Annotated in this window: 18 protein-coding genes; 7 read left to right on the top strand and 11 right to left on the bottom strand. The window is 67.6% G+C overall.

The window, feature by feature from the left end:
• The first annotated feature begins 26 nt into the window (after positions 1-26).
• Together F0U60_RS35520 and F0U60_RS35515 are read left to right on the top strand one after the other, a co-directional pair.
• On the top strand, positions 27-578 hold the full coding sequence (locus F0U60_RS35520; protein ID WP_395806495.1) for a glutathione peroxidase: 552 nt from the start codon (positions 27-29) through the stop codon (positions 576-578).
• Positions 579-598: 20 nt separating this feature from the next.
• The gene (locus F0U60_RS35515; protein ID WP_395806494.1) at positions 599-2416 is read left to right on the top strand and encodes an acyl-CoA dehydrogenase C-terminal domain-containing protein; all 1818 of its coding nucleotides are present in this window, start codon (positions 599-601) and stop codon (positions 2414-2416) included.
• Positions 2417-2433: 17 nt separating this feature from the next.
• Here F0U60_RS35515 and F0U60_RS35510 read toward each other — a convergent pair whose 3' ends face one another.
• Positions 2434-3276 carry a LysR family transcriptional regulator gene (locus F0U60_RS35510; RefSeq protein ID WP_395806493.1) on the bottom strand — a complete coding sequence of 281 codons (843 nt, stop codon included), beginning with the start codon at positions 3274-3276 and terminating at the stop codon, positions 2434-2436.
• A gap of 57 nt (positions 3277-3333) precedes the next feature.
• On the opposite strand from F0U60_RS35510, the gene F0U60_RS35505 reads away from it, so the two are divergent.
• Positions 3334-3972, top strand: a complete 639-nt coding sequence (locus tag F0U60_RS35505; RefSeq protein WP_395806492.1) for a cysteine hydrolase family protein — start codon at positions 3334-3336, stop codon at positions 3970-3972.
• Positions 3973-4028: 56 nt separating this feature from the next.
• Here the strand turns inward: F0U60_RS35505 and F0U60_RS35500 are convergent, their stop codons facing one another.
• The 5 genes from F0U60_RS35500 to F0U60_RS35480 all read right to left on the bottom strand — a co-directional run bounded on the left by F0U60_RS35500 (position 4029) and on the right by F0U60_RS35480 (position 8188).
• The gene (locus F0U60_RS35500) at positions 4029-4844 is read right to left on the bottom strand and encodes a lysophospholipase (protein ID WP_395806491.1); all 816 of its coding nucleotides are present in this window, start codon (positions 4842-4844) and stop codon (positions 4029-4031) included.
• 66 nt (positions 4845-4910) lie between these two features.
• Positions 4911-5360 carry a DUF2147 domain-containing protein gene (locus F0U60_RS35495; protein WP_395806490.1) on the bottom strand — a complete coding sequence of 150 codons (450 nt, stop codon included), beginning with the start codon at positions 5358-5360 and terminating at the stop codon, positions 4911-4913.
• 200 nt (positions 5361-5560) lie between these two features.
• Positions 5561-6031 (bottom strand): carboxymuconolactone decarboxylase family protein, encoded by a 471-nt coding sequence (locus F0U60_RS35490; RefSeq protein ID WP_395806489.1) that lies wholly within the window; start codon positions 6029-6031, stop codon positions 5561-5563.
• A gap of 93 nt (positions 6032-6124) precedes the next feature.
• Entirely contained in the window at positions 6125-7594 is a 1470-nt protein-coding gene (locus F0U60_RS35485; protein ID WP_395806488.1) for a PLP-dependent aminotransferase family protein, read from the bottom strand.
• Positions 7595-7678: 84 nt separating this feature from the next.
• On the bottom strand, positions 7679-8188 hold the full coding sequence (locus F0U60_RS35480) for a GNAT family N-acetyltransferase (RefSeq protein ID WP_395806487.1): 510 nt from the start codon (positions 8186-8188) through the stop codon (positions 7679-7681).
• 181 nt (positions 8189-8369) lie between these two features.
• Here F0U60_RS35480 and dgcA point away from each other — a divergent pair, with 181 nt between their 5' ends.
• From dgcA to F0U60_RS35460, 4 genes are all read left to right on the top strand, one after another.
• Entirely contained in the window at positions 8370-9350 is a 981-nt protein-coding gene (gene dgcA, locus F0U60_RS35475) for an N-acetyl-D-Glu racemase DgcA (RefSeq protein WP_395806486.1), read from the top strand.
• A 194-nt stretch (positions 9351-9544) separates the two neighbouring features.
• Positions 9545-10345 (top strand): hypothetical protein, encoded by an 801-nt coding sequence (locus tag F0U60_RS35470; protein WP_395806485.1) that lies wholly within the window; start codon positions 9545-9547, stop codon positions 10343-10345.
• Between the two features lie 21 nt (positions 10346-10366).
• Positions 10367-11641: a PKD domain-containing protein gene (locus tag F0U60_RS35465; RefSeq protein WP_395806484.1), complete on the top strand. Its 1275-nt coding sequence runs from the start codon at positions 10367-10369 to the stop codon at positions 11639-11641.
• Positions 11642-11754: 113 nt separating this feature from the next.
• Entirely contained in the window at positions 11755-13053 is a 1299-nt protein-coding gene (locus F0U60_RS35460) for a S8 family peptidase (RefSeq protein WP_395806483.1), read from the top strand.
• A 50-nt stretch (positions 13054-13103) separates the two neighbouring features.
• Here F0U60_RS35460 and F0U60_RS35455 read toward each other — a convergent pair whose 3' ends face one another.
• From F0U60_RS35455 to F0U60_RS35435, 5 genes are all read right to left on the bottom strand, one after another.
• Entirely contained in the window at positions 13104-13490 is a 387-nt protein-coding gene (locus tag F0U60_RS35455; protein ID WP_395806482.1) for a hypothetical protein, read from the bottom strand.
• 96 nt (positions 13491-13586) lie between these two features.
• On the bottom strand, positions 13587-14678 hold the full coding sequence (locus F0U60_RS35450) for a DNA ligase (RefSeq protein ID WP_395806481.1): 1092 nt from the start codon (positions 14676-14678) through the stop codon (positions 13587-13589).
• 217 nt (positions 14679-14895) lie between these two features.
• The gene (locus F0U60_RS35445) at positions 14896-15489 is read right to left on the bottom strand and encodes a class I SAM-dependent methyltransferase (protein WP_395806480.1); all 594 of its coding nucleotides are present in this window, start codon (positions 15487-15489) and stop codon (positions 14896-14898) included.
• Entirely contained in the window at positions 15486-16187 is a 702-nt protein-coding gene (locus F0U60_RS35440; RefSeq protein ID WP_395806479.1) for a response regulator transcription factor, read from the bottom strand. The genes F0U60_RS35445 and F0U60_RS35440 overlap by 4 nt, the downstream gene beginning before the upstream one ends.
• On the bottom strand, positions 16188-18005 hold the full coding sequence (locus tag F0U60_RS35435) for a sensor histidine kinase (RefSeq protein ID WP_395806478.1): 1818 nt from the start codon (positions 18003-18005) through the stop codon (positions 16188-16190).
• Between the last annotated feature and the right edge of the window lie 8 nt (positions 18006-18013).

Here is an 18013-nt window from a genome sequence, read left to right as displayed (position 1 = left end):
AAAACCGCGCTGAGGGAGGAAACTGCATGCCGACTGCCATCCAAGACGTGCCCCTGAAGACCATCACGGGCGATGACGCCAGGCTTGGCGATTACGCCGGCAAGGTCCTGCTGGTGGTCAATGTGGCCTCCAAGTGCGGACTGACGCCACAGTATGAGGCCCTGGAGAAGCTCTACGCCGCTCGCCGCGACCAGGGCCTGGTGGTGCTGGGCTTCCCGGCCAACGATTTCGCCGGCCAGGAGCCGGGGACGAATGAGGAGATTCAGGACTTCTGCCGGTCGAACTTCGGCGTGGATTTCCCCATGTTTTCGAAGATCACGGTGACCGGACCGGACATCCATCCGCTGTACCGCGAGCTCACCCAGCGGTTCCCCAAGGCGGCCTCTCGGCCTGGCGAGAACTTCCGCGAGCGGCTGCGGGGCTATGGCATGACGCCGAACCCCGAGCCCGGTGTGCTGTGGAACTTCGAGAAGTTCGTGATCGGCAAGAACGGCGAGGTGGTCGCGCGCTTCTCGCCGGACGTGCCGCCAGACGATCCCATGGTGCTCTCCGCCATCGACAAGGCGCTCGCCGCCTGAGGACGAGGAGCCACGCACCCATGCCCCAGTACAAGGTCCCCCTCCGCGACATCCGCTTCTTGATGAACGAGGTCTTCGACTACCCCTCGCACTACAAGTCGATGCCCAACGGGGTGGACGCCACGCCGGACCTGGTGGAGCACATCCTCAAGGAGTGCGCGCGCTACTGCGAGCAGGTGCTGGCGCCGCTCAACCAGAAGGGTGACCAGGACGGTTGCGAGCTGAAGGACGGCAAGGTCACCACGCCCCGTGGCTTCAAGGACGCTTACGACCAGTACGTGGCGGGCGGCTGGCAAGGCCTGACGCACCCGGCGGACTTCGGCGGTCAGGGGCTGCCCATTTCACTCGGCATGGTGCGCGCGGAGATGATGGGCACGGCCAACTGGTCGTTCTCCATGTACCCGGGCCTGAGCCTCGGCGCGATGAACACGCTGCAGGTGCACGCCTCGGAGGAGCAGAAGCGCACGTACCTGACGCCCCTCACCGAGGGGCGCTGGATGGGCACCATGTGCCTCACCGAGCCCCAGTGCGGCACGGACCTCGGCCAGGTGGCCACCAAGGCCATCCCGCAGGCGGACGGCACCTACAAGCTGACTGGCACCAAGATCTTCATCTCCGCGGGGGACCACGATCTCACGGAGAACATCGTCCACATCGTGCTGGCGCGCCTGCCGGATGCACCCAAGGGTACGCGTGGCATCTCGCTGTTCCTCGTTCCCAAGTACCTGCCGGACGGGAACGGTGGCGTGGGCCCGTTCAACCACGTGGTGTGCAGTGCGCTCGAGCACAAGATGGGCATCCGCGGCTCGGCCACGGCGGTGCTCAACTTCGAGGAGTCCACCGGCTTCCTCGTGGGCACTGTGAACAAGGGCCTCGAGTGCATGTTCACGTTCATGAACACCGCGCGCATCGGCACGGCGGTGCAGGGCGTGGCGGCCGCGGAGCTGTCCTATCAGGGCGCGCTGGCCTACTCGAAGGACCGTCGCTCCATGCGCTCGTTGTCCGGGGCCAAGGAGCCGAACCAGGTGGCGGACGCGCTGCACCACCACGCGGACGTGCGCCGCATGTTGCTCACGCAGAAGGCCATCGCCGAGGGCGGCCGCGCGATGCTGTACTCCGCCGCGATGCTGGCCGACAAGATGATGGTCGGCATCCTCAAGAACGACGAGAAGGAGCGGCTGTACTGGGATGACAAGCTCGGCTTCTTCACGCCCATCCTGAAGGGCGTCCTCACCGAGCTGGGCTTCGAGTGCGCCAACCTGGGCATGCAGGTGTTCGGCGGCCACGGGTACATCCAGGAGCACGGGATGGAGCAGATCGTCCGCGATGCGCGCATCGCGACGCTCTACGAGGGCACCACCGGCATCCAGGCGTTGGATCTGCTCGGCCGCAAGGTGCTGCTCCTCACCCGCGGCAAGGCGGTGCGTGAGTTCACCTCCACCATCATGAAGCTCTGCACGCGCAACGCCACCCACCGGGACATGTACCCGTTCATCTGGACGCTCGGGAAGCTGTGCGCCCAGTGGAACTGGCTCACCACGCGGCTGATGCTCTCCGCGCGTAAGGACCGGGACATGATCGGCTCGGCGGCCGTGGACTACCTGATGTACGCCGGCTACGTCTCGCTCGCGTACAACTGGGCGCTGATGGCCGAGAAGAGCTTCGAGAAGCTCGAGAAGGGCGGCGCGGAGACGCCGGAGTTCTACCGCGCGAAGATCCAGACCGCGGAGTTCTACTTCGAGCGCCTGCTGCCGCGCGCCCAGGCGCACGCGGAAGGCATGCTGTCTCCCTCCAAGAGCGTCATGCAGCTGCCCATCGACCACTTCACGTTCGACTGAGCAGGGGGCTCGTCGCCTTACTCCAGACGCGCCCTTTCCGCCTCGAACGTCGCAACCACGTGGTCCACCAGGGCGCGCACGCGGGGCACGTCCTTGAGGTCGCGGTGAACGACCAGCCACGCTTCGCGCACCGGCGGCGGGGCGGGCGGCGATAGGGCGGTGAGGCCGCCCTCCTCCTCGGCGAACCAGCGCGGCAGGACGGCCTTGCCGAAGCCGGCACGCACGGCGGCGAGCTGCGCCGCCAGCCCATTGGTGCGCAAGGCGATGCGCCCGCCGGTTGCAATCCGGGCCAACCACTGCGCCTCCGGCAGGTAGGCCAAGGAATCGTCATAGCCGACCCAGGCATCGGCGTCGCCGTCGGGCGCCACATAGACGCCATAGGCCATGGTGGAGAGGCGGCGGGTGATCAGCTCTCCCGCCTGCGGGCGGGCGAGGCGCACGGCCACATCGGCCTCGCGCCTGGCGAGGCTCAGCGAGCGCGAGTCGATCAACACCTCCAGGTCGATGCCGGGGTGGCGTCGGCGGAACGGTGCCAGCCGCGGGATCAAGAAGCGCTCGGCTACCGATTCCGTGGTGGTCAGCCGCACCGTGCCGGTGAGCCCAGCGTCGCGGCCGGCGCGCCGCAGGATGGCGAGCGCGCGCTCGTCCATGCCCTGCGCCAGCTCCAGCACCGCCGCCCCTTCCGCCGTCAGCACGTAGCCGTCGGCGCGGCGGTCGAACAGCGCCTGGCCGAGCGTCTCCTCCAGCGCGGCGACGCGGCGCCCAACGGTCGCGTGGCTGACTCGCAGCGCCCGGGCTGCCGCCGACAGGCTGCCCGCCCGTGCCAGCGCCACGAAGACGCGCAGGTCTTCCCAGTCCAACCCGCCTGCTCGTTCTTGAACAGCCATTGAACGATTTTAGTAAATGGCTGAGCGGTTTTGAACGGGATACGAAAGAACATCCCCACTTCGGAGGACCTCATGACGACCCCCCGCACGCTCTTCGCCATGGCCGGCGCCCCGGCCCACCCCAGCCCGCTCGACCGCTCGGCACTGGTGCTGATCGACATCCAGGCGGAATACACGACTGGCGCCCTGCCGCTGGCCGGCGTCGACGCCGCAGTGGAGGAGGCCGCCCGCTTGCTCGACCTCGCCCGCCGCCGCGGCGTGCCGGTGGTCCACGTGGCGCACCACGGCGAGCCCGGAGGTCTGTTCGACCCAAAGGGGCCGGGCAGTACCTTCGTCCCTGCCGTTGCCCCCATCGATGGCGAGGTGGTGGTGACCAAGGGCCTGCCCAACTCCTTCGCCGGCACCCAACTGCATGACCAGCTGAAGGCCATCGGCCGGCCGGAGCTGATCATCGCCGGCTTCATGACGCACATGTGCGTGTCGGCCACGGCGCGCGCCGCGCTCGACCTTGGCTACCGCAGCACCGTGGTGGCCGCCGCCACGGCGACTCGCGACCTGCCCAACCCGCTGGGCGGCGTGATCACCGCCGCCGAGCTTCAGCGCGCGGAGTTGGCGGCGCTGGGTGACCGCTACTCGGTGGTGGTGGGCAATCATCGGGCGTGGGTGTGAGTACCGAGGAGACGCCGGTGCCGGAGCGCTGACCCAGGTCCGACGTGGCCGCGCCCTCAGCGGGCGGTGAGCTGCGTCCGGATGAACGCTGTGACGTCAGCGATCACCTCGTCGGCGTTCGTCTCATTGAAGAGCTCGTGCCGGCCGCCCGGATAGATACGTTCCACGTAACGGTCGCCGCGAAGGTGCTCGATGCCGAGCCGAGTACCCTCGATGGGCACCAACTGGTCGTTCTCGCCGTGGATCCACAGCAGCGGCAGGTCGCCGAGGCTCGGCCCTTTGTTGACCTCCTCGATTGCGCGCTGCATCGACGCAATCGTGGTGCGCTTGAACGGCCCGTGCCAGACCAGCGGGTCGGCGGCGTACCGATCTCCGACGGCCGGGTTACGTGACAACGTGGTCACGTCCAACGGCACGTCCGGGATCTCCTTCATTGCCAGCAGGGCGCTGGCGGCGCTCCACCTGCCGATCGCCGGGCTCGAGAGCACCAGCACCGCGAGGGTGTCGCCGTAACGTTGCGCGTACCGCGAGGCGATGAGCCCGCCCATGGAGTGGCCCAGCAGCACCACTGGCAGGTCCGGGTGCACCTTGCGTGCGGCCTCGTCCAGGGTGTGCAGGTCGGTGACGATGTCCTCGAAATCCTCGACGAAGACCCGCTCTCCCTCGCTCTTGCCGTGGCCGATGTGGTCGACCGCGTACACCACGGCGCCGTTGCGAACGAGCGCGTCGGCCACCGCCTCGTACCGGCCGATGTGCTCGCCGTAGCCGTGCGCGATCACCACCCTGTGCGTCGGCGCCTGGGACCCGCTCCACGTCCGCGCCACGAGCTTGCCGCGCAGTCCCTGGTACGTCCACTCGCGTGACTCAGCCATCTGTCGTGTCCTCCGCGTGCCCCCCGGGAAGCTCCCGGGAGGGCGGACCGGATGCTCAGGCTTCACCTACTCGGCGCGGACCCAGTACTGGGTGCGCCCAATGAGTGCCACGCCGATGTAGCCGCGGATCTTCAGCTTCTTGCCGCCGTCCTCGACGGCGATCTTGCTCTTGTAGGTCTTGCCATTGGCCGGGTCGAGGATCGTGCCACCCGTCCACTCATCGCCGTCCTTCTTGAGGTCGCGCAGGATGACCATCCCGATGATGGGCTGGTTCTTCAGCGTCCCCTCGCACTTGTCGCAGAGCGGATTCTGCTCCTCGTTGGGCTCGCGGAAGAGCTTCTCAACCTTCCCGAACAGCTTGCCGCCCTCTTCGTAGATGACGACGACGGACTTCGGCTTCTTCGTCTCATCATCAATGGTGGTCCAGCGCCCCACCGCGCTCGGCGCCTGGGCCAGGGCGCTCGTGGCGAACAACACGGTCAACGTTGCCAGTCCCAACCAACGGGTTGCAGTCATTCTGAGGTCCTCAGGCGCTGGGGGTCACATATCGCGAGGGGTCGTGCGCCGCGGTAACGTCCCCTCTGCGTTCCGTCTGCACTCAGCGGCGGAGCCTACCCCCAGAGCAGAAGCACCCAAAGCTCTCCTTCTTCCCACGAAACCCGGGCACACGGGGGAGCCCGCCCCCACCCAGAAGTCGAAGAAGAGCTCCACCCGCGCTATTCCTTCCGGGGGTGCGCCGCGGGGGTGTACCCGCCTGGGACGGTGCGAGAGGCGATCGCGATCCGGTTCCACGCGTTGATGGTGACAACGGCCATCGTCAGATCGGCCAGCTCCTTCTCGGAGAAGTGTGGCTTCACGGCCTCGTAGACGGAATCCGGTACGTGCCCCTCTCCGAGGTTCGTGAGGGACTCGGTCCACAAGAAGGCCGCTCGCTCACGATCCGTGTAGTAGGGGCTCTCCTCCCAGGCGTCCAGCCCGTACAGGCGCTGCTCCGTCTCCCCGAGCGCGCGTGAATCCTTCCAGTGCATGTCGATGCAGTAGGCGCAGCCGTTGATCTGCGAGGCGCGCAGCTTGATGAGGTGGAGCAACCCCTCCTCCAGACTGCACTCGCTCAGATACTTCTCGAGGCCCAGCATGGCCCGGTACGCCCCAGGGGACACCGCCGCGATGTTGATGCGTGCTTTCATGTGCTTCCTCCTGGGAGGTTTCTAATGAGGGGGTCCTCCCTGGACGAGAGCCACTTTCACGCGAAGTCGTGGTGCCACTTTGGGAGCGGGGTGTCAGCGGAGGGCCTGGGCCAGCCTTCGGACTCCCTCGGAGATGTCCCGCTCCGGAACCGCGGCGTAGCCCAGTAGCAGCGCGCCACGTCCCGAGGTCTGGCCCCGGTACGCGGAGAGGGGCGGCGCGGAGATACCCGCAGCAGCCGCGCGTTCAGCGGCGGTGCGATCGTCCATTCCCGGCGGCAGCCAGCCCAGCAGATGCATGCCCGTGTCCGCGGGGCCGATGTCGATCAGCCCCGCCAACTCACGCCGGACCTCCTCGACGAGCAGGGCCTGCTTCTCCGCGTAGAGGGTTCTCATGCGTCTCACGTGCCGGCTGAAGTGGCCCTCGGTGATGAAGTCCGTGAGGACGGTCTGCTCCAGGGGCGCGGACTGGAAGTCGGAGAAGGTGCGAGCCGCGATGAAGGTATCCACCAGCTCTTCTGGGACCACGAGGTAGCCCAGCCGCAGGTTGGGCGTCAGCACCTTGCTGAAGGTGCCTGTGTAGAGGACACGTGCGTCTGGCGTCAGTCCTTGGAGGGCTGCAAGCGGTCGGCCGACGTAGCGGTACTCGCTGTCGTAGTCATCCTCGAACACCCAGGCATTCGAGCGCTCTGCCCACTGCAAGAGCGCCAGCCGGCGCTGGTGGCTCAGGGTGACGCCCAGGGGAAACTGGCTCGACGGCGTCACCGTGGCGAGTCTCGCGTTCGGGGACAACTGGATCGCGGCCTCTACATTCAGCCCCTCTTCATCCACGGGCACTTGGACGAGCGAGGCCCCCGCTGCCTTGAGCACACCCTGCGCCACGATGTAGCCGGGATCCTCGACCCACACGGCATCCCCCGGATCGAGCAGGACCTGGGCGACCAGGCTGATGGCCTGCTGCGAGCCGTTGACGATGAGGATCTGCTCCGGGCCACAGCGCACGCCGCGTGAGGTGGCCAGGTAGTCCGCGAGCGCCCGCCGCAGGGGCAGATACCCTTGCGGGTCTTGATGGGACAGCACATCCCGCCACGAGCGCTGCCACCGTCGGTGGTGCAGTCGGCCCCAGAGCTCGCTCGGGAAGGCATCCACGGAGGGCATGCCCAGGCGGAAGGCCATGCTGGCCTGGACCATGCCCAGTGTGGCGCGTAATCCCGCGTGAGCGGCGGCCATGGTGGAGCCACGCTTCGAGATGGGAGGAGGACTCGCGCTCTTCGAGGGGGTTCGGATGGGGGCGCGCCGGGGCGCGGGCGTCCGTTCGGGCAGCTCCTTCGCCACATACGTCCCCGAGCCAAGCTGACCGACGAGGTAGCCCTCGGAGAGGAGCTGCGTGTAGGCACTCATCACCGTGTTGCGAGACAGGTCGAGCTGTTCGGCCAGGGCCCGTGTGGAGAGCAGTCGTGTCCCTGGAGGCAGGCGACCCGCGACGATGGAGGTGCGAAGGGCCTCGTAGAGCTGCCGGTGCAGCGGCGCCTGGGACGAAGCGTCGAGCACGAGCGAGGTAGCCATAAGGGCTGGTTTCTTGCTGGCGCGTTTTCGCGGCATAAGGCGGTAACGGGCGTCTTACCGCATCGCGCCTCCAGACCTCAGCTGTCAGCGCGTGAGCCGGTAGTACAGCGCCCGCACCTGTCGAGGTCCGACGATCCGCTCTCCCACCCGAGTCATCCCCAGGCGCTCCATGACCCGGAAGGAGGCCGCGTTGTCCAGGTCAGCCCCGGCCCATATCTCCTTCAGCCCCAGCTGCTCGAAGCCGAAGCGCAGCATGGCCTCGGCCGCCTCGGTTGCCAGGCCTCGCCCCCAGTGCTCGGGGGCGAGGGCGTACCACACCTCCACCTCCTCGCCGTCGTCGATGCGCCCGAGCCCCGTGAAGCCGATGAACGTCCCGGGCTCCTCCTTCAGGAAGAGGCTGAACAGGCCAAAGCCCCGCTCGCGGAAGCTCTGCTGGCTGTGGGCAAGATGCTCCTGGACCATCTCCCGGGAGACCGGCAGGTCATCACAGAGGTAGTGCCGCACCCGCGGCTCGTTGAGGAGCCGGAAGAGTGCCTCCTCGTCCTCTGGTCCCAAGGGGCGGAGCAGGAGGTGGGGGGTGCGAAGCTCCAGCATGAACCGTCTCCTTTCACGTCAGCGGACAGAGTGCCGACCTTGGTTGTGTGACGCACCGTCCGCCTGCCGGGTCCCCACCCGGGCCAACGCGAGCCTTAGGCGAGCGAGTTCGAGTGACTCGGGAGCCTTTTTCGTTTTCCATGGTCGGCGTACACCACCGCTCCAAAGGAACAGCCTGCTCATGGCGAAGCTCAGCGTTCGTACCGAATCCTGGCCCATCCGCGGCGTCTTCAGGATCTCTCGCGGCAGCAAGACCACGGCCGAGGTCGTTGTGGCCGAAATCCGAGACGGCGACCTGGTGGGCCGTGGTGAATGCGTGCCGTACCGTCGCTACGGTGAAACGGTCGAAGGCGTGGTGAGCGCCATCGAGCAACTGGTGCCACAGGTGGAGGCCGGGCTCGATCGGCAGGGCCTGCAAACCGTGCTGCCGGCCGGCGCAGCGCGTAACGCCGTCGATGTCGCCTTCTGGGACCTCGAGGCCAAGCGGGCGGGCCGCCGGGTCTGGGAGCTGGCCGGGTTGCCGGCACCTGGGCCCGTCACCACGGCCTTCACGCTCAGCCTCGGTCCCATCGAGGAAATGGCGGCGGCGGCGGCGAAGGCGGCCCACTGCCCCCTCCTCAAGCTGAAGGTCGGTGGCGAGGAGGATATCGAGCGTGTCGCGGCGGTGCGTCGGGCGGCTCCGGCAAGTCGCCTGATCGTCGACGCCAATGAAGCGTGGACCCTGGAGCAGCTCCAGCGCTTCGCTCCGGCGCTACACGAGCTGGGGGTTGTCATGATCGAGCAGCCGCTCCATGCCGACCGGGACGAGGCGCTGCTGGGCTATCGCGGGCCGGTGCGTCTGGGCGCCGACGAGAGCTGCCACGACACGGCATCGCTCGCCCACTGCAAGGGGCGCTACGACATCGTCAACATCAAGCTCGACAAGACGGGCGGCCTGACCGAGGCCTTGAAGCTGCGCGCGGCCGCGCAGGCTCAAGGCTTCTCCGTCATGGTGGGCTGCATGGTGGGCACCTCGCTCGCCATGGCGCCGGCGCATCTGGTCGGCCAGGGCGTGGAGTTCGTCGACATCGACGGACCCTTGCTGCTGGCCGAGGACCGCAAGCCGGGGCTGCGCCTGGACGGGACGACGGTCTACCCGCCCGACGCCGCGCTGTGGGGCTGAACGGAGGTCAGGGCCGTACCTTCGTGGGCTCGGGTGGAAACAGCTGGTCCAGCTGCGGACCCAGTCGTCACGATTCGGCACTCGCGCGTTAGGAGGCGAACTGGACGTCGTGCCGGTCTCGTGACGTCGCCAGGCGCTGCGCTGCATCAACGCTCTTCCGGTGTACCCTTCGCGTCCCCCTCGTGGAGACGTGAATGGATCACATCGCAAGAATCGCAGTCATGTCGTGGGTGTTGCTGCTCGCCATGCCGAGCCCGGCTCGCGCTGATGGCCTCGGCTCCATTCCCTATGGTGACGACTGTTGGAGTACCGGCGCGGATGCCGACAGCGATGGGCTCAATGATGACTGCGAGTACCAGGTCGCCTTCTGGTTCATGCCCATCTTCTGGTTTGACAGTGGTGAGAGCGGCCAGGCCCGGCGTCCCTACTTCGCGGTGAAGAGCACCAACTTCTCCACCCGCACGCTGCAGATCTTCTACATGGACACCTTCTTCGAGGACTCCGGCGTCACCACCGGTCATGACGGAGACCCTGAGTTCCAGATCCTCGAGGTCCATTACTCCGGTGGCAGGTGGCTCCTTGACTGGGTCTACATGTCCGCCCATCGCAAGAGCGTTTGTGATTCATCCGCGTGGTACTCGTATGATCAAATCGAGTACGACACTGCTGCCGACTCGCGCAATTCCTATCGCGGTTGGCCCACGCTCTACGTTGCCGAAGACAAGCACGCCACCTACAACAGCCTGAGCACCTGCGACAATGGCTGCTTCTACCAGGATTATTGCAGCCGCCATTCCTCTCAGTACCTCGATGGCTCTGACTGGCTCGTCTCCCGGAACGTGGGGTCCACGGCGGTTCAGCTCATCAACTCCATTTCGCTCAACGGGAAGACAGAGCGGCTGCTCGATGATGTGGATTTCACGGGCTGGGATAACCAGTGGTACCGGCCCAACTCGCAGGGCTATCGCCGCCACCTGAACGACTTCGGCTTCTGACGCTTCGTGCGGAACGCTCCCGTGCCACCCGAAAACCCGACGCGCTCGGGCTCCAGGGCGCGTGCTCGCGTCTTCGTGGGGCTCTCCGTCTCGGCGCTCCTGCTCGCGCTCGTCGTCGCGCTGTGGAGCTGGCCCATCAGCGAGGCTCCGTCTCGAGCAGCCCCTGTTCCCGAGCGCCGTCCTCTCGCCACGGAGGTTCGGTCTCCGGCTCCTCCTGCTCCTGCGCCGCCTCCCTCGCGCGTGCCTGTCCCCGCCGTCTCCACCGCGGATGCGATCTCCGCGGCCCTCCGTGAGGAGCGGGTATCGGTTGCCTCCAGCGTCGTCATCGAAGGAATCGACAGAGACCGGCCGTGGGTGTGCGCGGGCGAGTCGATGGGCTTATCCGCTCGACTTGGCGGTGAGCCCGAGCCGGGTGCGGTCTACCGGTGGGTCTGGCCTGTGTCGGGGGGCGGCGCCGAGCTGCATCCCGGTCCAACGCTCCAGTGGCGGGCACCCGAGACGGCGGGCAGATACTTCGTGCGCTTCCAGGTGTGCAAGGACCTCGGTGGGCGGCGTGTCGGCGTGCTCGCCGAGCGTGAGATCGAGCTCGACGTGCGCCGGTGCGGCGAGGGAGAGGGGCAGCGCCACGAGCCGCTTCGCCTTGGCGTCGTCCAGCGAGGGCACGGGGCTTTCGCGTTCCAGGCGCTGTACCAGGGTCGCGAGCGCATCGTCGCGTACACGTGGGACTTCGGCGATGGCTCCACTGCGAGCACCTCCGAGCCCCTCGTCGAGCACACCTATGCACTCCAGGGACTCGGCGCGCAGGAAATCAAGAGCTTCACCGTGAGACTCCAGGCCCGCTTCGAGCAGGGTGGACCCCTGGAGGCTACAGCCTTCGTCCTTGCTCGCGGGCAGCCTCCGTTGGAGACACCGCCTCCCGTCGACTTGAGGGTCTCCCGCTGGCGCCCACTCCCAGAGGGCGGCTGGCGCAGCGACGTGGTGGTCCGTGCTCCGGAGGAGACAGACATCACCTGGGAGCGTCTTGAGCGCATCTCCCTTCACTGGGACGGTCAAGCGGACACCACCACTCGGCCCTGGCGCGAGGTCATCCACGTGGAGGAGGTCCTCGAGCACGGGGGCTTTCGCGGCTACGTGACGGTGAGTGCCGCTGAGGCCACGTCTGATATCAAACAGCTCCTCGACTTCCTGTATGGCCATGACGCGACGGGCAAGGACGTGGTGGTGTCTTGGAGTCCCTTCAAACGAGAGCCTCCCGCCACCCTGCCCGAGGAACAGAAGCCTTTGCCTCGGAAGTAGCCCTGTCTGGTTTTGGACGTATGTGCACAATCCTGGACCGGAAATGGGGAGGTCAGACGTCCCTCTAAACTGAAACAGGCAGCCGGGAATATTCCTGGCAACAGGGGGAAGCGATGCGTTTCCGTACCGTGTCGTGGATGGCCGTGTCCGCTGTGTCCGTGTCCTTGCTGGTGGGTTGCCCTTCCAAGAGCATTCCCCTTCCCAAGCCGCCTTCCGAAGAGCCCTGCCCGCAGGCCTCTCTCGGGTCCGAGGCCCGCACCGGGAAGTTTGTCACCGTGACCCATGCGATTCCGGGTGAGTACATCGTCGTCCTCAGGACACCACGTCCGGGCGAGACACTGCTCGCGCCTTCTGTGGTCGCGGACAGCCTCTCGGCGCGCTACGGCGGCCGCGCTTTCCTCACGTACGCGCAGGTGTTGCGAGGATTCGCGAGCAGGATGACGCCGGAGCAGGCCCACGCGATGGCTGCCGATCCCGAGGTGGCGTACGTGGAGGAGAACGGGGTGATGCGCGCCATCGGTGAGCGCCAGCCCGAGGCCACCTGGGGCATCGACCGTGTCGATCAGCGCGACCTGCCGCTGGACAACACCTACCTCTACAGCGCCAACGGCAAGGGCGTACACGCCTACATCCTCGACACCGGTATCCGCATCTCACACTCCGAGTTCGGTGGGCGCGCGCAGGTCGACTTCGATGCCTTCTCGGATGGGCAGAAGGGCATCGACTGCCATGGGCATGGCACGCACGTGGCGGCCACTGTGGGCGGCCGTGTCTACGGCGTCGCCAAGGCAGTCAACCTCCACGCGGTGCGTGTGCTCGACTGCGGAGGGGGTGGCACGACCGCCGGGGTGATCTCCGGCGTGGACTGGGTGACCCAGAACCGGCAACTCCCCGCCGTGGCCAACATGAGCCTGGGCGGCGCCAAGAGCCAGGCGCTCGATGACGCCATCCGTCAATCCGTCGCCGCGGGGGTGACCTTCGTGGTCGCCGCGGGTAACGAGAACCAGGACGCCTGCTCGCGTTCTCCCGCGCGGGCCCCCGAGGCCATCACCGTGGGTGCTACCGAGGGCAGCGACAAGCGTGCTTCCTTCTCCAACTGGGGGAGCTGCGTGGATGTCTTCGCTCCGGGCCATGAGATCTCCTCGGCCTGGATCTCCGATGACAACGCCACCCGTGTCCTCAGTGGCACCTCCATGGCCGCGCCGCACGTCGCCGGCCTCGCCGCGCTCTTCCTGGAGCGCAACCCCACCGCTGCTCCCGCCGCCGTGTCCTCTGTGCTCGTCGACAACGCGACGCCTGGCAAGGTGGCCAGCGCGGGGCGGTGCTCGCCCAACCGGCTGATGTACTCCGGCTTCCTCGGGGACCCCACGTTCAGGAGCCCCACCGTCCAGACCGTCAAGGACGCGCGGTAGCGGGGCTCTTCGTTTGAGGAGTGGGGCGGGGTCTTCGCCCCTTCCTCTCGTCAGGTGCCCTGGGGCTGGGTGGCCGTCATGGCCGCGCGCACCTTCTCGCGCAGGGCCTTCCTGCGCTCCTTGAACTGCTGCTTCTGCTCCTCGGTGAGCTGGCCCCCGTTGGCCTCGCGCAGCGAGCGGGTTTCGTCGCGGAGCTGCCGGGCCTCGGCGAGGAACTGATCCGCCTGCTGCCGGGTGAGGCGGCCGTTCTCGACGGCCTTGTTCAACCGCTGCTCCAGGTGCTCGATCTTGTGCCGCCGCATCCACCCCTTCTTGTGGTGGCGGTCCGACTGATCAGCGGGTGCCGTCTGCCCGCTAGCGGCGGGCTGCTCGGCGAGCACGGGAGCGGCGAACAACAGGGAAGCAACGGCGGCAGACAGGGCGAGATTCACGCGCATGAGCGGGGTCTCCTCGTTGGGAAGGACGCCGGGAAACCCGATCCCGGCGTCATCTGCCCTGAAAAACCCCGGAGCCGGTGGAAGGTTAAATCCGGCTCAGGCGCGTTTGCGCGGGGCCACCGGCTCGAAGGGCGCGGCGTCGATGCGCACACCCACATACGAGGGGAAGCGCGGCACGCCGTCGTTGGACAGCTCCTGGTAGCGGAACGTGATGATGGTGCCCACGGTGGGCGGGTTCTCCCGCTCCTGATCGGAGAGCCCGGTGCCTACGGAGAAGCGGGTGCCGTCGCGCAGCTCCACCTCCAGCGCGCCCAGCCGGCCCTTGTGCCTGCCCGCTCCCGCCACGTGCCCCACCACGCGTGCCTCGTCGTCCTTGAAGCTCTTCACCTTCAGCAAGGTGTGGGAGCGTCCCGCTTCGTAGCGAGAGCCCGGCCGGCGCAGCATCAGCCCCTCGCCTCCGAGTCCCTCCACCCGCGCCAGCTCCTGGCGCAGATGATCCACGCCCCGGCAGGGCTCGTGTTGTAGCCACTCGGTGTACGGCGGTGCCACGTCCTCGACGAACCGCTGGCAGTGAGCGATTCGCTCCTCGAAGGGTGCGTCCATTCCTGGCGCGTCGAAGACCACGAAGGCCAGCTCCTTCCAGTCATCGCTTCGGTCCTGCCGCCGCACGATGCTCACCGTGCGCTGGAATTTCTTGCGCCCGCCGAACAGCTCCCCGTCGAGCGGGGTGTTGGGCAGCTTCGCGGTGAACCAGTCCGGCGCGAGGAACGGATTGCCCTGGCGGGACAGGAACTGCTTGCCATCCCAGTACGCGCGCACGCCGTCGAGCTTCTCGCTCATCCACCAGCCCGTCAGGTCGACGTCGTTCTCCCAGGAGTGGGCCAGTAGCAGCGGTGGGGCGGTGACGGTTTCCGACTCCGTGTCCGTGCTTGTACCTGAGCGGGCCCGGGCGCCGCGGGCCGCTGGTTGGGCCGGAGCGCTGGTGTCTGTGGAGCCCACTCGGGCCTCCTCGGCCGCATCCCCTCGAACCTTGCGCAGGTGCTTGCAGGTCCGCCGCTCGATGGCCACGGACTGGTTGCGCCATGCCGGACACGAGCACGAGTACACGCCACCGGTGTTCTTCAGGATGTACGGCTTGGCGCCAGAGCCCTTCACCTCGACCTGGGCTCCGTCCGCGATGTCTGCCACGAGTCCCTCCCATTGCGTGCCGCATCCGTTCGCGGCGACGAAGGGAATCGTATCCCCTGGGTCTGTCATGAGCAGAGGACCTGTCAGAGCGGAACGGGGGCCTGACTTCCGAGGAGGGGAGGGGACGTGGCCTACCGCCCAGGTCTCGTGCTTCGAGGACTTTGGAGCTCCCTCTCCTTCAGGGAGAGGGGACATCCACAGACTCTCGGATTCAGTCCTAGTGCTTCGTGGACACTCCACGAGGTCTCGTGCCACCTGCCTCGGAGCTGTCCTCTCGGGCTGGTACTTCGTAGAGGTAGATGGGGGTGCGGTACAGGTCGTCTACTACGAGGGCTTGCACGGGCATCCACCCGCGGAGCGCGAAGGTGTTGCTGAGGATGCGCGTGCCGGGTGCGAGCTCTTCAGAGAACTTGGGTGCCAGGCGCTTCATGGCACCGGGGAACAGGTAGCAGACGACCGCCGAGGCCCCTGAGAAGGAAGCGCGGAAGAAGTCCTCGCGCACGAGCTGAAGGTTGGGCCGCGGGGCGAGGCGCTGGCGCAGCCGTGAGAAGGCATAGGGAAGAGGGGACAGCTCGAAGGCCAAGACCTGGGCGCGAGGACAGTGGTCTGCCAACGCGAACGCCAGCGTCCCCCAGCCGGAGCCCAGCTCCAGCACTGTTCCTTCGAGCTCCGAGGGGAGCAGGGAGAGCAGTTGGCGACGGACCTTCCCCGAGGTGGGCATGGGAGAGATGCCTGTCCGCAGCGTGTGGAAGACGATGGACAGCATCCCCGCGAGCAGGACGCCCACCAGGAGCAGATAGAGGAGGCTCACGCTCCCTCGAGCTCCATGCGGTAGCCCACGCCGCGCACAGTCTGGATGGTGAAGCGCGAGGCACTGTTCCACCCCAGCTTGCGCTTGAGGCTGGAGACGAAGTTGTCCACCGTGTGCGGATCCACCACCACGTCTCGGCCCCACACTGCGTCGAGGATTTCATCCCGGCGCAGCGCGCGCTCGCGCTCTCGCACGAGGAAGGCGAGCAGGTCGAACTCGGTGCGCGTCAGCTCCACCATCTTGCCCTCGGGTGTCTCCACCTTGCGCCGGTCGAGGTCCATCCGATAGCCGGCGAAGCGCAGCACCTGCACGGGCACGCCGCCGCCGCGCCGCACCAGCGCTCCCACTCGAGCGAGCAGTTCGCGCAGGCGGTAGGGCTTGCCCAGGTAGTCCTGTGCACCCGCCTCGAAGCCCCGAACCACGTCGTCCTCGAGCGTGCGCGCCGTGAGCATCAGCACCGGCGTCGTCACGCCCTCCTGACGCAGCGCCCGGCACAGCGTGTAGCCGTCGCCGTCCGGCAGCATCACGTCGAGCAGGATGAGTTGGAAGCCTCGCCGGGCCAGGTGCGCGCGTGCCTCGGCCACCGTGGTCGCCTCTTCCACGGTGTAGCCTCCCTGGTTCTCCAGGTTGTCGCGCAGCGCGAGCCGCAGGTTCAGGTCGTCCTCCACAAGGAGGATGGCGGGAGGAGTGTGGGTCATTCAGCGCCGCTCCGGGAAGGTGAGCTCGAAGGTGGTCCCCTCAGGTCTGGAGGCCGCGACACGGAGGTCTCCTCCGTGCAGCCGCATGATGCGTCGGCACAGCGCGAGTCCGAGCCCGCTGCCGGGCACCTCACGCCCTTGGCCTTTCAGCCGGTAGAACTCGCCGAAGATGCGCTCCCACTCGGCCTTGGGGATGCCCACGCCGTTGTCGGTGAAGCGCACGCGTCCGTTCGCGAGCGACTCCAGGTGCAGGCGCACGGGGTCGCGCGTGTTGTAGGCGCAGGCATTGCGCGCCAGGTTGGCCAGCAGCAGCCGCATCAACTGCGGGTCCGCGAGCAGCTCGCGATCACCCACGTCAGCGTTCAGCTCCACCGGCACCCGGGCCCAAGCCTCCAGGTCGCGCCGCAGCGTGGAGGCCAGCTCGTCCAGCCGCACCACCGCGAGGTGTGGCACCCACCGGCCCTTGTCGATCCGGTTGAAGGACAGCAGGTTCTCCACGAGGAACCCCAGCCCATCCGCCTCGTGGATGATGCGCGCGGGGTAGTCCTTCGTCTCTGCTCCCTGCTCCAGCCGCCACTCGAGGGTCTCCGCGAGCAGCCGGATGGAGGCCAGAGGTGTACGCAGCTCGTGTGACACGGTGGCCACGAAGTCGCTCTTGAGCTCCAGGAAGCGGTACTTCCGGTGCTGGGCCAGGAAGGCGAGCGCGGCGATGGTCAGCGCCAGCCCCGCGCACAGCACCACCATACCCGTCTTCAACCGGTAGCGCCGCTCCAGGGCCTCTTCCTCCTTCCCCCATTCCGGCGTCTCCACCCCCAGCGGGAGGCGCGCGAGCGGCATCACCTCCTGCGTCCCGAGCAGGCGCACATGCCCCTCGGGACCGAACAGCCCGCGCTCGCGCATCTCCCGGGTCAGCGTCTCCAACAGTGCCTCGGGAGACACTGCGACGCCTCGCACATGGTCCTCGTCCTTCGGCTCCAGGTACCAGCCGGAGCGCACCAGCACAGGGCCGGGGATGGAGTCGGGCAGGGGCAGGGGAGCGGCGGCCAGCTCCGCGGTGCGTGTCTCGAAGTCGATGACGGGCGTTCCCGTCCGTCTGGACAGCTCCACGACGCGCTCATGCAGGAAGTTGAAGTCCGCGCGGGTGAAGCGCGAGCGCTTGAGGAGGAGCAGCCGTTGCAGTCCTTCCAGCCGGTGGCCCTGGCCGTCCTCCATTCCGTCATGCATCAGCGACTGCATGAGAGGAGGCTCCGGGGTTGCCCGCTCCGCGAGTGCTTCCAGCACCACCAGGAAGCCGGGCACGTCCCGTGTGGAGGCGAGCACGTACCGTGCACGGTGCTGAAGGAAGGCCACGAGCCCCTCGGTTGCGGCCCGCGCATCCCGACGATCGAGTGCTCGCTCCAAGGCGCGCATCAGGGCGAGCCGCTCCATCCAGGGCCCCTCCTCCTCGTCGGGGACTTCCTTGCCCGAGCGAAGCCGCGTGTACCGGTCGCGGGCGGGGGTGTCCTCCCCCGTGTCATGAAGGGCCAGCCGTGGCAGGACCTGTTCCCCGCGCTCGCGCAGGTAGAGGCCCGCGGCGGGGGCGAGTGGGTCGGCCGCGGCGAGCTCCAGCGCGGGCCGTGCCGCTTCCAACTTCTCCCTCAGCTCCTGGCGCAGGGCGACGAGGGCGTATTGCTCGAGGGCCTCACGCCGGGAGTGGAGCGAGGCCCGGGCATCCTCGCGCTCGGTGGCGAAGATGCGCTGTAACTGCCACAGGCCCCACCCGAGCCCGGCCAGGCCGAGCACGAGGGCGGAGAGGGTGGGGAGTAGCCTGCGGAGCATGTGGAGGG

This window comes from Archangium minus (genome assembly GCF_044360475.1).
Taxonomy (GTDB): domain Bacteria; phylum Myxococcota; class Myxococcia; order Myxococcales; family Myxococcaceae; genus Archangium; species Archangium minus.
Note: the sequence above shows the minus strand (reverse complement) of the source record. Positions and strands in the feature narration are given on the sequence as shown.